The organism is Streptodolium elevatio, assembly GCF_053592165.1.
Genome location: NZ_JBSFVE010000016.1, coordinates 192,333 through 205,972 on the forward strand (window position 1 = coordinate 192,333; position 13,640 = coordinate 205,972).

13 protein-coding genes are annotated in these 13,640 nt (G+C 72.3%); 6 read left to right on the forward strand and 7 right to left on the reverse strand.

The features are described from left to right. Positions 1 to 130: 130 nt before the first annotated feature. Positions 131 to 847: a hypothetical protein gene (locus ACWD12_RS27455; protein WP_450101781.1), complete on the forward strand. Its 717-nt coding sequence runs from the start codon at positions 131 to 133 to the stop codon at positions 845 to 847. After that, complete coding sequence (locus tag ACWD12_RS27460) at positions 844 to 1,863, forward strand: nucleotidyl transferase AbiEii/AbiGii toxin family protein (RefSeq protein ID WP_450101782.1); 1,020 nt, start codon at positions 844 to 846, stop codon at positions 1,861 to 1,863. The genes ACWD12_RS27455 and ACWD12_RS27460 overlap by 4 nt, the downstream gene beginning before the upstream one ends. 226 nt (positions 1,864 to 2,089) lie before the next feature. Here ACWD12_RS27460 and ACWD12_RS27465 read toward each other — a convergent pair whose 3' ends face one another. Then, positions 2,090 to 2,944 carry a siderophore-interacting protein gene (locus tag ACWD12_RS27465; RefSeq protein ID WP_450101783.1) on the reverse strand — a complete coding sequence of 285 codons (855 nt, stop codon included), beginning with the start codon at positions 2,942 to 2,944 and terminating at the stop codon, positions 2,090 to 2,092. A gap of 146 nt (positions 2,945 to 3,090) precedes the next feature. Then, a complete protein-coding gene (locus ACWD12_RS27470; protein ID WP_450101784.1) occupies positions 3,091 to 4,149 on the reverse strand; it encodes an ABC transporter substrate-binding protein in 1,059 nt (352 codons plus the stop codon). Between the two features lie 276 nt (positions 4,150 to 4,425). Between ACWD12_RS27470 and ACWD12_RS27475 the strand changes: the two genes are divergently transcribed. From ACWD12_RS27475 to ACWD12_RS27485, 3 genes are all read left to right on the forward strand, one after another. Further along, positions 4,426 to 5,502 carry a FecCD family ABC transporter permease gene (locus ACWD12_RS27475; protein ID WP_450101785.1) on the forward strand — a complete coding sequence of 359 codons (1,077 nt, stop codon included), beginning with the start codon at positions 4,426 to 4,428 and terminating at the stop codon, positions 5,500 to 5,502. Next, positions 5,499 to 6,656 carry an iron chelate uptake ABC transporter family permease subunit gene (locus tag ACWD12_RS27480; protein WP_435839045.1) on the forward strand — a complete coding sequence of 386 codons (1,158 nt, stop codon included), beginning with the start codon at positions 5,499 to 5,501 and terminating at the stop codon, positions 6,654 to 6,656. The genes ACWD12_RS27475 and ACWD12_RS27480 overlap by 4 nt, the downstream gene beginning before the upstream one ends. 150 nt (positions 6,657 to 6,806) lie before the next feature. Then, a complete protein-coding gene (locus ACWD12_RS27485) occupies positions 6,807 to 7,583 on the forward strand; it encodes an ABC transporter ATP-binding protein (protein WP_358353729.1) in 777 nt (258 codons plus the stop codon). Between the two features lie 66 nt (positions 7,584 to 7,649). On the opposite strand, the gene ACWD12_RS27490 is transcribed toward ACWD12_RS27485, so the two are convergent. From ACWD12_RS27490 to wrbA, 3 genes are all read right to left on the reverse strand, one after another. Then, a complete protein-coding gene (locus ACWD12_RS27490; RefSeq protein WP_450101786.1) occupies positions 7,650 to 9,182 on the reverse strand; it encodes a YfcC family protein in 1,533 nt (510 codons plus the stop codon). A gap of 191 nt (positions 9,183 to 9,373) precedes the next feature. Then, positions 9,374 to 10,279: a LysR family transcriptional regulator gene (locus ACWD12_RS27495; RefSeq protein WP_450101787.1), complete on the reverse strand. Its 906-nt coding sequence runs from the start codon at positions 10,277 to 10,279 to the stop codon at positions 9,374 to 9,376. Positions 10,280 to 10,554: 275 nt separating this feature from the next. Further along, positions 10,555 to 11,169: an NAD(P)H:quinone oxidoreductase gene (gene wrbA / locus ACWD12_RS27500; RefSeq protein ID WP_358353680.1), complete on the reverse strand. Its 615-nt coding sequence runs from the start codon at positions 11,167 to 11,169 to the stop codon at positions 10,555 to 10,557. Between the two features lie 118 nt (positions 11,170 to 11,287). Here wrbA and ACWD12_RS27505 point away from each other — a divergent pair, with 118 nt between their 5' ends. Further along, positions 11,288 to 11,899, forward strand: coding sequence for a TetR/AcrR family transcriptional regulator (locus ACWD12_RS27505; protein WP_450101788.1), 612 nt, complete (start codon positions 11,288 to 11,290; stop codon positions 11,897 to 11,899). Here ACWD12_RS27505 and ACWD12_RS27510 read toward each other — a convergent pair. Together ACWD12_RS27510 and ACWD12_RS27515 are read right to left on the reverse strand one after the other, a co-directional pair. After that, the gene (locus ACWD12_RS27510) at positions 11,884 to 12,558 is read right to left on the reverse strand and encodes a 4'-phosphopantetheinyl transferase family protein (protein ID WP_450101818.1); all 675 of its coding nucleotides are present in this window, start codon (positions 12,556 to 12,558) and stop codon (positions 11,884 to 11,886) included. The genes ACWD12_RS27505 and ACWD12_RS27510 overlap by 16 nt on opposite strands. A gap of 77 nt (positions 12,559 to 12,635) precedes the next feature. Next, positions 12,636 to 13,604, reverse strand: coding sequence for a metallophosphoesterase family protein (locus ACWD12_RS27515; protein WP_450101789.1), 969 nt, complete (start codon positions 13,602 to 13,604; stop codon positions 12,636 to 12,638). Positions 13,605 to 13,640: the final 36 nt, after the last annotated feature.

Consider the following 13,640-nt stretch of genomic DNA (forward strand, 5'->3'; position numbering starts at 1 on the left):
ACTCGTGATCGCCAGAGCCCCTCCCGGCGCCCCACACCCACCTGTTGCCCCGCGCCCACTGCCCCGCGCGCGTATCGCGCACTCCCCGCCTCCGGCCCCGTGTCCGCGCCACCCGCTAGCGTCCCTGCCCGTGACCGAACGCATGGACGACGCGGCGCGCGTACACCCCGCCGCACGCACCGACGTCCGCATCGACGCCCGCCCCGACTTCACCGGTGACTTCGAGACGCACGTCACCGTGTCGGCGGCCGGACCGGCCACCGACACCCGACTGCGCGAGTGGGCCGCCCGCAACGGTGCGAAGTACACGCGGATCCTCCTCGACGCCGGCCGCGTCCCCGACCAGCCCATGCTGACCCTGCGCGGCCGCGGCACCCTCACGACCCAGCGCGCGGCCGTTGCCGCCCACACCGCCGACCTGCGCCGCGCCGGTTTCGACGTCGTCCGCGTCAAGATCGAGGCCGCGCCCTCCAACCAGGGGGTCCCGCGCACGTCAGGCGAGGCGAAGACCCTCCCGCCCGACTGCTATTTCGAGCACCACGTCAAGCTCGTGCTCACCACCCACGCCGACATCGGCCAGGTCACCGCAATCGCCGTACGCCACAGCGCCCGCGTCTCCCGCAACGCCCGCCGCCTCCGCCCCGACGCCGGCGGCCACGAGCGGTTCGTCACCCAGCGCTGCCACGGCGTCGGACGGCCCGAGGCGCACAGCCGACTGCGCCTCCTCCGCGACGCCCTCGCCGAAGCGGGCTTGCAAGTCGTCGAGATCGAGCAGGAGTTCGTCGTTCACGACGACAATCCGGCAGTCGACGCCGGGTGGTTCGGCGCAGTCGGCGGGGCAGTATGACCCACGCACCCGGCACCGACGCGTGGGAACGCGCCCACCGCGCCGCCCTCGACCACGTCCTCGCGCTGGTCTCGACGGCCCCCTGGTCCGACGCCCTCGTCCTGCGCGGCAGCATGGCCATGGTCGCGTGGGCGGGCCACCGGGCCCGCCCGCCGCGCGATCTCGACTGGATCGTGCTGCCCCCCGCCGCGGTCCCCGTCGACCGCCTTGACCCGTACCCCTACGTCGACAGCGTCGACCGCGTCCAGGACTGGCCGGAGGCCGACGGGGGAGCGACCGCGTACGAGTTGTATCGCGACGAGGGCGAGTTGCTCGACACCGGCGGCCGCCACCCCGTCGTGCCGCCGGAGGGCACGCACTGGGTGCAGGATCCGTACGACGACGAGCGCGATCCGAGCGGCGCCGTACTGTCGTTGCTCGAACAGCGTCCGGTGACCCCATGCGGCGTACGCCTCGCGCCGAGCCGGTACGACATCGACTCGACCTGGGACTACGACGAATACGACTTCGGACCGACCGGCGGCGGGGGTGTCCGCGTCCGCCTGCCGTGGCACGCCGACGGCGGTCTCGAGGGGCAGGTGCAGCTCGACTTCGCGCTGGACGAACCGATGCCTGAACCGCCGGTGTTCGCGCTGGTGCCGCGCGCCGACGAGCTGGGGCCGACGGTCGTGCGTACGGCGAGCCGCGAACTCTCGCTGGCATGGAAGCTGTTGTGGCTGCACGTGGACTCGACGGGCGACGACGGAGCCCGCGGCAAGGACCTCTTCGACGCGGTACTGCTCGCCGAATCGCCGCGCACCCGCCTCGAACCGGGGCTGCTGCGCCGCGTGTTCGCCAAGGCGGGCGCGCTCGGCATCGGCCCGTTGACGGACCACGACGTACGCAACTGGACGGTCGACTGGCGCTCCTTCCACGCCGAGCACCCCGCCGTACGCGGTGACGCCGACGCCTGGCAGGCCCGGCTCGCCAGGGCAATCGCACCACTGCTGGCCGAGCACAGCGAATCGCCGTCATAGCCCGCCCCCAACGCGCGCCAAGGCCAAACAAGGGGGGCGATCGCATCTCCCTCGCAGTCGACTGGCCTCGCGCGGCGGACCTCTTGTTCGGCGCCGAACTCGGGTTGCGGACCCCGGTCCACTGTCAGTAGTGGAACCGCACCCCACAACTCCGCGTGCGTGCCGCGGCGCCCGGGGATCGGGACGGCCGGCACGCTGTCCGCGAATGCCCGCGGCGGTGAGGGGGTTACTCGTCCGCGCCGGGGAGGTGCGGTTCTTGGCCGGCCAGCGATTCGGCGAGCAGGTCGTCGTCGGTGGCCCCGCGGCGCCAGTACCCGGTGAACGTCACGGCCTTGCGGTCGATGCCGCGGTCGCGGACCAGGTTGCGGCGCACGGCGCGGACCATGCCGGCCTCGCCCGCTATCCAGGCGTAGACCACACCGTCCGGGAGCTCCGCGCCCTCGACGGCCGCTGCGAGCGTGTCGGGGCCGCCGTCGCGCACCAGCCACCGCACGTCGACCTGGGCGGCGCTGGGGAGTTCGCGTTTGTCGCCCGCATGGTCGACGGACAGCCAGACGCGTGCGGGCAGGTCCGCGGGCAGCCAGCGCAGGATGCCCTCGACGGCCGGAAGCGCCGTCTCGTCGGCGGCGATCAGCACCCACTCCGAACCCTCCGGCGGGTTGAAGTCCGCACCGCCGTTGTCGGGTGCGGACGGGCCGATCACGATGACGCGGTCCCCGGGCTGCGCGCGGCGCGCCCAGCGCGACGCGGGGCCGGTGTCCCCGTGCATCGCGAAGTCGATGTCCATCTCGTCCGGGTCGCGGCGGGCGTCGCGTACGGTGTAAGTGCGCATGACGGCCCGCTCGTTCGCGTCCATGGCCGTCCAGGCGGCGAACCACTCCTCGCCCGCCTCGACCGGCACTATCGGCGCGTCCTGTCCCTCGTGTGCCAGGAAGAGCTTGAGCCGCTGGTCGCGGCCGTCGCTGACAAGGGCCTTCAGGTCCTCGCCGCCGAACGTGACGCGGACCATGCCGGGACCGACCTGCGCGACCCGCAGCACGTGCAGGTCGAAAAACCGGAACGGGACCTCGGGGTTGCCCATCGCGTGACTCCGATCGTGATACGTGCTGCGGGTTCCCGGCCGCCTGCGGCGGCGGTCGGCGTGCGTGGCGTAGGAACCGGGAGCGCGGGGCCGAGTTGGGCCGCCGGTGCGGGCCGGCCCGGGCCGCCCCGCGCGCCCGGCGAGGGTCACGCGAGCTTGCGCGACTTCTGGACGGCGGCGGCGAGTTGCTCGATCAGCGGGGCGACGCCCGCGTACGTGAAGCGCGGCTCGCTCGCCCACGGGATGACCTGGCCGGCCTTGACGGCGGGCAGTTCGTTCCAGGTCGGCTTGTTGGTGAGGTCCTTGGGCTGGAGCGCCACCGAGCGGTTGTCCATCATGATCACGTCGGCGTGGTACGCGCCGGCGTTCTCCCAGCTGAGGACCTCGAAGTAGCCGTCCGCGTCGAGGTTCTTCGGCAGCACGAACTCGACGCCGAGCTCCTTGAAGTAGCGCAGGTCGGCGGAGGGGTCGGGGGTCGACACGTAGAACTGCTCGGCGGCGCCCGACGCCGCCATGACCTTGAGGCCGCCTGCCGCCTTCGCCGCCTGGCGCAGGGTCTCGGACGCCGCCTCGAAGCGCTTCTTGGCGTCGACGGCCTTCGGGGCGTTGAGGTCGGCGCCCAGGGACGCGGCCAGTTCGGCGTTGCGTGCGAGCGGTTCGGTCAGCGACACCTTGGCCACCCGGATGCCGACGCTGGGGGCGAGCGGGAGGATCTTGTCCGCGCTGTCGTCCGGCACGTACCAGAGGGTGTTGTTGTCGTAGACGGCGGAGACGAGCAGTTCGGGCTGGAGGGCCGCGTACTTTTCGACGGAGAACTGGCCCCACTCCTCGCCGAGGATCGTGAGCTTGCTGATGTCCATGTCGCCGGCCTGCACGTTGGGCTTGCCGTCGGTGCCCTTCGTCGGGCCGAACACGCCCGTGCACTCGATGCCGTAGTCGTACAGCGCGGCGGCGCTGCCCACGAAGGCGACGATCTTCTTCGGCCGCTTCTTCGCGGAGACGTCCTGGCCGCGGTCGTCCCGGAAGCCCCACGCCCCGTCCGCGGAACCTCCGTTCGGTGCCGTCGAACCGCCGGTGTTCCCGGCGCCGCCCGCGCTGTCCTTCTTGTCGTCGCCGCACGCGGTGGCGAGCGCTCCGATGCCGAGGGCGGCGCCCGCGGCGAGGATTCTGCGCCGGGTCGGGGAGACGGCGGGAACGTGCGGCATGGACTGCTCCTTGTGCTGGACGTGCGGACTGCTGTGGTTGCGGGGACCGGCACGCGTACGCCCACCACCGCGAGAACGCGGCCGCGGCGGGTAGCTACCGGCGGGTCAGGAGGCTTAGGTTAACCTAACCTTCGTTTCTGTCCAGGGCCGGATGTGGGGGAACGCCGGCAGGCGCGCGATCGGAGCACGTGAGTGGGACCCGCGCAGTCCAGTAGCCCGCCGGTGTCCGGACGGGCCGATGCGGTGTCGCCCGAAGTGGGTGCCGGAGCAGGCCCGTTGGCCGGTCACCGGACCGCGACGGGTGCCGGCCGCGCCGCCCCGCCCGCCATCGGCGCGGGCGCCGCCGAGCGGAAGACGCCGCCCCGCCGCCACATACCGACAGCCGTCGGCATGGCGGTCGCGCTCGCGCTTCTCCTCGCGGCCGTCGTCCTCAGCCTGGCCCTCGGCTCACGCCACCTGAGCCCGGGTCAGGTCTGGAACGGCCTGTTCGACGCGGACTCCACCGGCTACACGGTTGTGCACGACATGCGCCTGCCGCGCACCGTGCTCGGTCTGCTCGTCGGACTCGCCCTCGGCGTCGCCGGTGCGGTCATGCAGGCCGTGACCCGCAACCCGTTGGCCGATCCGGGACTCCTGGGCATCAACGCGGGCGCATCCGCCGCCGTCGTCACGGCAATTACGGCGCTCGGTGTGTCAACATTCTCCGGATACGTGTGGTTTGCGTTCGCGGGTGCGGCCGTCGTCTCGGTCCTCGTGTACGCCGTCAGCGGCGGCCGCGGCGCCACTCCCGCCCGCCTCGCCCTGGCGGGCACCGCACTCAACGCGGCGCTGTACTCGTACGTCCAGGCCGTCATGCTCCTCGACAGCTCGGCCCTCGACGACCTGCGCTTCTGGACGATCGGCTCGCTCGCGAGCGCCGAGATGGGCACCGCCGCCAAGGTCGGCCCGTTCATCGCCGCCGGCCTCCTGCTCGCCCTCGGCCTCGCCCGCCCGCTGAACGCCCTCGCCCTCGGCGACGAAGCCGCCCGCGGACTCGGCGGCAACCCGGCCCGCACCCGCGCCGGGGCCATGCTCACCGTAACGCTGCTCTGCGGCGCAGCCACCGCCGCCTGCGGGCCGCTGGTCTTCGTCGGCCTGATCATGCCCCACGCGGTACGCGTCTTCACCGGACCCGACCTGCGCCTGCTGATCCCCTATTGCGCGATCCTGACTCCCGCGCTGCTGCTCCTCGCGGACGTCGTCGGACGCCTGGTCGCCCGCCCCGCCGAGGTGCAGGTCGGCACCGTCACCTCGGTGGTCGGCGGCGTGTGCTTCCTCATCCTGCTGCGCCGCGCGCAGGCGGTGCGCGCATGAGCGGCAGCCGGCTGACCGCACCCAAGTCGACGTCGGCCTCGACCTCGACCGCAGCCTCGCCCCCCGCCTCGACTCCTGCCTCGACGCCTGCCTCGACGTCGCGCCCGGCCTCCGGCGCGGCCTCGGACCGTGCCCTGCGCGTCGGACCGATGTCCGTCCGCTACCGCCCCCGCGCGATGGCCGCCGGCGCCCTCTGCCTCATCGCCGCGCTCGCCCTGGCGGTCCTGTGCATCGGCAGCGGCGACTACCCGATGGGCTTCGGCCGCGTCGTCGACGCCCTGCTCGGCAGCGGCAGCCCCGCCGACGAGTTCATCGTCCGCGAACTCCGGCTGCCGCGCGCGGGGGTGGCCCTGCTCGTCGGCGCCGCGCTGGGCCTGTCCGGGGCGGTCTTCCAGGCCGTCGTACGCAACCCGCTGGGCAGTCCCGACCTCCTCGGCTTCACCGCCGGCTCCGGCACCGGGGCGCTGTTCGCGGTCGTCGTGCTCGGCGGCGGCACGGGCGCGGTGGCGTTCGGCGCCGCCGCGGGCGGGCTGACCGCAGGCGTGCTCGTGTACGTCCTGGCCTGGCGCCGCGGCGTCCACGGCTTCCGGCTCATCCTCACCGGCATCGGCGTCACCGCGATCCTGACCGGCGTGAACGGCTACCTGCTCACCCGCGCCAAGCTCGCCGAGGCGTCCCGTGCGCTGCTGTGGCAGACCGGCAGCCTGGACGGGCGGGACTGGACCGACGTCATGCCGCTCGCGGTCGCGATGGCGGTGCTCGTCCCGGCGATCCTGATCGGGTGCGGTCCCGCCCTGCGCATGCTGGAGATGGGCGACGACGCGGCGGCGGCGCTCGGCGTACGGGTCGAACGCGTACGACTCACCCTCCTCTTCGGTGCGATCGTGCTGGTGTCACTGGCCGCCGCGGCCGCCGGACCGGTGTCGTTCGTCGCGCTGACGGCCCCTCAGCTGGCCCGCCGCCTCACGGCCGCGCCGGGGCCCAACCTGTTGCCCTCACTGTGCATGGGCGCCGTGCTGCTGGTCGGCTCGGACTGGATCGCACAGCGGGCGTTCGCCGACGACCCGCTGCCGGTCGGCGTGGTGACCGGCCTGCTCGGTGGCGGCTATCTCGTGGTGATGCTCGCGGCCCAGCGCCGCGCGGGAAGGATCTGACGGACAGTGAAGACCTCAGGAACGACCGGCACTCCGGACACCGTCACGGCCCCGGCGGCCGACAACGCGGTCGACCCGACGGCGGTGGACGACGACACCCGCGGCACCACTCCGGGCGCCACCGCGTCGACCCGCCTGCACGGCGACGCGATGACCCTCGGCTACGACAAGCGCGTCATCACCAAGGACCTCAGCGTCGCGATACCCGACCGGTCCTTCACCGTGATCGTGGGACCGAACGCGTGCGGCAAGTCGACGCTCCTGCGCGCGCTCGCCCGCATGGTCAAGCCGTCGTCGGGTCAGGTGCTGCTCGACGGCCGGGACATCTCGTCGATGCCCGCGAAGCAGGTCGCCCGCACCCTCGGCCTGCTGCCGCAGAGTTCGATCGCGCCGGACGGCATCACCGTCGCCGACCTCGTCGCCCGCGGCCGCTACCCGCACCAGAAGCTGCTGCGGCAGTGGTCGCCGGAGGACGAGCGCGTCGTCGACGCGTCGATGCGGGCGACCGGCGTGTTCGAACTCGCGGACCGCGCGGTCGACGAACTCTCCGGCGGACAGCGGCAGCGCGTGTGGATCGCCATGGCGCTCGCCCAGGAGACGCCGCTGCTGCTGCTCGACGAGCCCACGACGTTCCTCGACATCGCGTACCAGATCGAAGTGCTCGACCTGTGCGCGCGGCTGCACCGCGAGGAGGAGCGCACACTCGTCGCGGTCCTGCACGACCTCAACCAGGCGACCCGGTACGCGACCCACCTCATCGCCATGCGCGAGGGCCGCATCGTCGCCGAGGGCCGCCCCGGCGACATCGTGACCGCCGAACTGGTCGAGGAGGTCTTCCACGTGCCGTGCCGCATCATCGACGACCCCGAGACCGGTACCCCGCTGGTGATCCCGGCCGCTCCCGGCACCCCGCTGAGCATCCGCTGACCGCCGGCCGGGTCGGTGACCGACCCGGCCGGTCCGGTCAGCCCGCACGGATCCGGTCGACCGCGTCTACGACAACCCCGCGCCCAACGCCACGAACCCGCAGATGAGGACGAACAGGATCGCCAACAGCGGTGCCACGAACCGCAGATATTGGTTGTAGCCGACCTTCGCCAGCGACACGCCGCCCATGATGACGGCCGTCGTCGGGACCCAGAGGTTCATCCACCCCGACGCGGCTTGCCACGCCGTCACCACCAGCGCGCGCGGCACGTCCGCGAAGTCGGCGAGCGGGGCGAGGATCGGCATCGCGAGCGTCGCGTGGCCCGAGGTGGACGGGATCAGGAACGCCAGCGGCAGGTTCACCACGAAGATCAGGATCCCGAACACCGCCGACGACGTCCCCGACACCGCGCCCTCCATCGAGTGCAGCACGGTGTCGGTGACCTTGGAGTTGTTCATGATCACCGTGACGCCGCGGGCCAGCATGATGATCAGCGCGGGGGACACGAAGTCGCCCGCACCCTGGATCAGCGTCGCGCTCAGCTTCTTCTCGCCGAGCCGCGCGAGCACCCCGACGACCACCGCCGCGACGATGAACAGCGCGGCCAATTGCGCGAAGGACCAGTCCAGTTCCCAGCCGTACGGAGTGGCGTCCGCGTCGCCGGTCAGCACCTGCGCCCACGGGATGATCGAGAAGATCATGAACACGAAGGTCACCGTCACCGCGACCAGCACGATCTTGTGCGTGCCGGTGAGCGGCTCCGGCTCGGTGCCCGCCGACGCCTCCGCCTGCTCCCGGTCGCCCGGCAGGAACCCGACGATCGAACGGGACGGGTCGGCCTTGACGCGCGCGGCGTAGCGCACGACGTACGCGATGGTCACCGCGGTCAGCACCACCAGCATGAGCAGCCGCAGCACGATGCCGTCGCCGAGCGAGATCCCGGCGGCGGACGAGGCGACGCCGGTGGCGAACGGGTTGACCGTCGAACACAGCACGCCCACCCCCGCGCCGAGGATGATCGTGCCGGTGGCCACCATGCGGTCGTAGCCCAGCGCCAGCATGAGCGGCACGATCAGGCCGTAGAAGCCGAGCGTTTCCTCGGCGAACCCCTCGACCGATCCGAGCAGTGAGAACACCGCCATGATGGCGATGATCAGCACCGCGCCCCGGGTCCGGAGGCGGTGCGCGAGCCGCGCGATGCCCCGGTCCAGCGCGCCGGTGGCGAACACGACCGTGATGAACGCGCCGATGGCGAGCACGAACAGGAACACCGCGGCGCCGCCGTACAGATCGCCCGAGTTGTCCGGACCGACCTGGCCGGTCTGGGTGTCCTGGATGCCGTAGAGGCCGTTGACGGGCGACAGGAACAGGTCGTTGAGCCGCTGGACGAAGTCCTGGGGGGACGAGATCTCGCGGAAGCTGCCCTGCACGGGCTTGCCGTCGGCGTCCCGTTCGTACTGCCCGGACGGGATGAGGAAGGCCAGGGCCCACACCGCGATCGTGACGATCGCGAGCACGGTCAGCGCGCTGGGGAAGCGGAACCCGCGGCTTTCGGGCGGCTGCTCCTCGGTATCCGGACTCGCCTCGGCGCTACTCATGCCCCCACCTCGCTACGCTCGGTGGCCGCATTCGCGAAACGCAATCTCTCGCCGCTTCGCTCGCTTCGCTCCCTCATGCACGCAGCATCGAGACCCGGACCCGTCACCGGGTGGCCGACACCCCGCTGTTCACCCGGATGGCCCGCGGCCCGCAGCACACGCTCCGCGGTCCCACGCCCGCGGCCCCCGCGTCACGCGGCCTGGGCGCGCTCCCGCAGGAGGTCGGTGACGGCGTCGACGTACGCGCGCATCCGGGCGTTCTCGGCGGCGGTGCGCCACACCAGCGCGTGCCGCAGGTTGGGGACCCCGCTGAGCGGGACGTACGCGACGTCGGGCCGCGCGTAGTACTGCACGAGTTGGTGGTCGCCGATTGCGACGCACTTGCCCGCCGACACGAGAGCCAGGATCTCCTGATACGTCGAACACCTCTGCTCGGTACGCCCGATCGGCGTCCCGCCCGCCGCCAACTGCGGCAGATACTGGTCCAGCCAGTGCTGCGGCACCCGGTCGCTAACCATCGGGAACACCTGGCCCGCGAGGTCCTCCGGGGTCAGCGACGCACGCGCGGCGAGCGGGCTGGTGGCGGACGTCGCCAGATAGATCGGGGCGTCGAGCAGGAGCGGGCCGATGGTGATGTCCGGCTCCTGGATCGGCACCAGCGTCACCAGCATGTCGAGGGTGCCGTCGCGCAGCGGGTGCACGTACTCGTCGAGTTGGACCTCGACGACCTCGACCGCGCAGTCGGGGTGGCGCTCGCGGAACAGTGCGGCGCCCTGGTGTGCCCGGATTCCGGACATGACGCCTAGGAATCCGACCCGCAGCGTGCCCTCGATGCCGCGCGCGGCGCTCGTCGCCCGTTGCACGGCGGCCCGGAGCGCGTCGTAGTGCGGGCGCATGTCGTCGTAGAGCTGACGGCCGAGCGGGGTCAGCGTGACGCGGCGGCTGGTGCGTTCGAACAGCGGTCCGCCGAGGCGCCGTTCGATCTTCTTGAGGGTCTGGCTCACCATGGCGCCCGACAGATGCAGGCGTTCGGCGGTACGGCCGAAGTGCAGTTCCTCGGCCAGCGTCAGGAATATCTCCATCTCGTGGCGTTCCAAGCCCGACCCCACCTCCCCGAGATCGTTCACCTTGGGTGAACGATCAGCGCCGCCCCGTTCGCCGCCGACCACGAGCCCTTCGCCGTCGGCGTGCACGTCACCCTAACGCGACGATCACCGGTGATGAACGTTCGCCCGCCGGGGCGTCCGGCGGGGGCCCGGCGTCGGCGCACTCGGGAGATGAGTCATCCGGCGGACGCGCAAGGGCCCGGCCCATGTCGGGGCCGGGCCGCAGTGTCGGGGTTCCCGCCGGGGCGGGGGCGAAGGCCGGGCCGTCAGGCGGCGGCCGCGGTGCCGGCAAGCAGGCGCTGCGTGATGGTGGCGAGCCGGGTGCCCTGGTAGCGCGCGGCGTCGAGGATGTTCTCGCCGGGGGCGCCGGCCTCGGAGGCGTGCGCGGTGCCGTACGGGTTGCCGTTCGCGCCGAACACCACGGGGTCGGTGTAGCCGACGGGCACGATCAGCGAACCCCAGTGGTGCAGCGTGTTGTAGAGCGCGAGCAGCGTCGACTCGTTGCCGCCGTGCATGTTCCCGGCGCTCACGAAGCCCGTGGCGGGCTTGTCGGCGAAGGCGCCCTGCGCCCACAGCCCGCTGGTGGTGTCGATGAACTGCTTGAGCTGGGACGCGATGTTGCCGAAGCGCGTGGGCGTGCCGAACGCGTACCCGTCCGCCCACGCCAGGTCGTCCAAGGTCGCCACCTCTATGTGGCTCGTCGCGTCGTGGTGCTCGCGCCATGCGGGCACCGAGTCGACGACCGCGTCCGGGGCGAGTTCTTGTACGCGCCGCAAACGCACCTCGGCACCGGCCTTCTCGGCGCCTTCCGCGACCGCCGCGGCGAGCTGGTGGACGTTGCCGGTCGACGAGTAGTAGACGACGGCGATTTTGGCAGCCATGGGACCCCTCCTGAGGGCAATGAAGCGGATTGCTATCCGGTTCGCGGTGCGCCCAGTTAAACGGATCGCTATCCGCTTGGCAAGCCCAAGTGGATAGCTATCCGATACGGTGGGTGGCATGGACACAGCCCCGAGACACCGGCTTCCGATCGCCGGCGAGGCCCCGCCCGAGCGGGCCGACGCGGCCCGCAACCGCCGCCGGATCCTCGACGCGGCGGCCCGCATCGTGGCCGAGAAGGGCACGGACGCGCTGACGATGAACGCCGTCGCGCACGCGAGCGGCATCGGGGTCGGTACGGTCTACCGCCGGTTCGGCGACGTCGCGCAGCTGCTGTCGGCACTGCTCGACGTGCGTGAGCGCGAGTTCCAGGGGCAGTTCCTCGCCGGGCCGCCGCCGCTCGGACCCGGGGCACCGGCGGCGGAACGGCTGCGCGCGTTCCTGCACGCGTTGGTCGACCGCACGACGGAGCAGCACGAAATTCTGCTGGCGGCGGAGGTCGCCGACCCGTGCGCGCATTACACGTCGCCGCCCCAACGGGCGAGGCAGACGCATGTGGCGATGCTGGTCGCCGAACTGCGCCCGGGTGTGGACGCGGGCGCGCTCGCCGAGTTCGTGCTCGCGCCGGTCAGCCCCAGCATGCTGCACCACCTGATCGCGGACCGGGGCATGGGCGTGGCGGCGATCAAGTCGACTATCGACGAGTCGCTGAGGCTCTACGGGTTCGGGTGACGCGCGGCGGACCCGTCCGCCGACACCGCGATCGCCGTGACCGCGATCCCCTCCGCGACGGCCCAGCGCCCGGTGAAGCCGTCGACCGGACGATCCGCCACGAGGAGGCGGGCGGTGAACGTCCCGCCCTCGGGGTCGAACGCCACATCGGCCTCCTCGAAGCCGAGCCACCGCCGCGTGAGCGGGAACCACGCCTTGTAGACCGCCTCCTTGGCGCTGAACAGCAGCCGGTCCCAGGCGATTTCGGGGTGCGCCGCGGCGTACTCGGCGAGCCGTGCCCGCTCCAGCTCCGACGTCACCGAGTGCAGGACACCGCCGGCGGGCAGCGGTGCGGCGGGCTCCGCGTCGATCCCGATGGTGAGCACCTTCGCCCCGGTTGCGACCGCCGCCGCGCGGTAGCCGGCGCAGTGCGTCATGCTGCCGACGACGCCTTCGGGCCAACCCGGTGCGCCGCGCAGGCCGGGCAGCAGCGGTGCGGGTGCGAAGCCGAGTCGGCCGAGCGCCAGGCGCGCGCACCGGCGTACGGTCGTGAACTCCCGGCGCCGCTTGTCCACCGCCCGTTCGATGTGCGCCTCTTCCTCGGGGAACAGCTCGGTCCCCGGAGGGTCGTCGAAGCACTCCTCGGCCATCACGCCGTACGGCAGGATCGACGCCAGCAGCGCGGGAGCCGTCGCCGAGGTCGGAGCCGGAGCCGCCGCGGGGGCCGACGCGGTCGCGGAATCGCCGGTCGTCTCGGTCACGCGTTCGCCCTCTCCTCCGGCAGGATTCGCCGCGGTACGGGCCGCCGCAGCCCGTCGCGCCGTTCGCGAGGGTAGCCGAGCGACACTTCCTCGAAGCGCACGCCGTCGTACCACGTGGTCCGCGGGATGTGCAGGTGCCCGTACACCACCGCCGCGGTCGGGAAGCGGGTGTGCCAATCGGCGGTGTGCACCGTGCCGCACCACTGCACGAACTCGGGGAACCACATCACGTCGGTGGGTGTGCGGACCGTCGGGAAGTGGTTGACGAGCACGTACGGCGCGTCCGGGTCCGCCGCCTCCGCGAGCCGCGCCTCGGTGTACGCCACCCGAGCCTCGCACCACGCCTGGCGGCTCGGGTACGGGTCCGGATGCAGAACGAACTCGTCGGTGCACACCACTCCGGCGCGGTACGCCGCGGCGAGCGCCTCCTCGCGTGTGGTCGTCCCGGGCGGCAGGAACGTGTAGTCGTACAGCACGAACAACGGCGCGATCGTCACCGGTCCGCCCGCCCCGGTCCACACGGGGTACGGGTCCTCGGGCGTGTGTACGCCCAACTCCCGGCAAAGTTCCACCAGATGCCGGTACCGCGCCTCGCCGCGCAAGGTGTCGGGGTCGGTGCCGGTCGCCGCGGCGTCGGCGTCGTCCGGTTCGGAGGACCAGAGTTCGTGGTTGCCGGGTGTCCACAGCACCTGCGCGAAGCGGTCGGTGAGGAGCCCGAGCGTCTTGGCGATGTCGTCCGGCCGCTCGGCGACGTCGCCCGCCACGATCAGCCAGTCGCCCTCGTTGCGGGGGTGGATGCCCTCCACGATCGCGAAGTTCGACGGAATGGCGGTGTGCACGTCGCTGACGGCGTACAGCGCGGGCTCGGACTCGGGTCCGGCCTGGGGTCCCGGCTGGGATCCCGTCTGCGTTCCCTTCTGTGGTCCCGTCTCGGCTGCGGTCTCGCGTGCGGGAGTTGCGCTCATTCGGTGACGATATGCGCGCTCCCCGCGCAGGGGCGA

Coding starts and splice junctions, on each gene's coding strand:
- ACWD12_RS27460 (WP_450101782.1), top strand. CDS start 844: ATGACCCACGCACCCGGCACCGACGCGTGGGAACGCGCCCACCGCGCC.
- ACWD12_RS27465 (WP_450101783.1), bottom strand. CDS start 2,944: ATGGGCAACCCCGAGGTCCCGTTCCGGTTTTTCGACCTGCACGTGCTG.
- ACWD12_RS27470 (WP_450101784.1), bottom strand. CDS start 4,149: ATGCCGCACGTTCCCGCCGTCTCCCCGACCCGGCGCAGAATCCTCGCC.
- ACWD12_RS27480 (WP_435839045.1), top strand. CDS start 5,499: ATGAGCGGCAGCCGGCTGACCGCACCCAAGTCGACGTCGGCCTCGACC.
- ACWD12_RS27485 (WP_358353729.1), top strand. CDS start 6,807: ATGACCCTCGGCTACGACAAGCGCGTCATCACCAAGGACCTCAGCGTC.
- ACWD12_RS27490 (WP_450101786.1), bottom strand. CDS start 9,182: ATGAGTAGCGCCGAGGCGAGTCCGGATACCGAGGAGCAGCCGCCCGAA.
- wrbA (WP_358353680.1), bottom strand. CDS start 11,169: ATGGCTGCCAAAATCGCCGTCGTCTACTACTCGTCGACCGGCAACGTC.
- ACWD12_RS27505 (WP_450101788.1), top strand. CDS start 11,288: ATGGACACAGCCCCGAGACACCGGCTTCCGATCGCCGGCGAGGCCCCG.
- ACWD12_RS27515 (WP_450101789.1), bottom strand. CDS start 13,604: ATGAGCGCAACTCCCGCACGCGAGACCGCAGCCGAGACGGGACCACAG.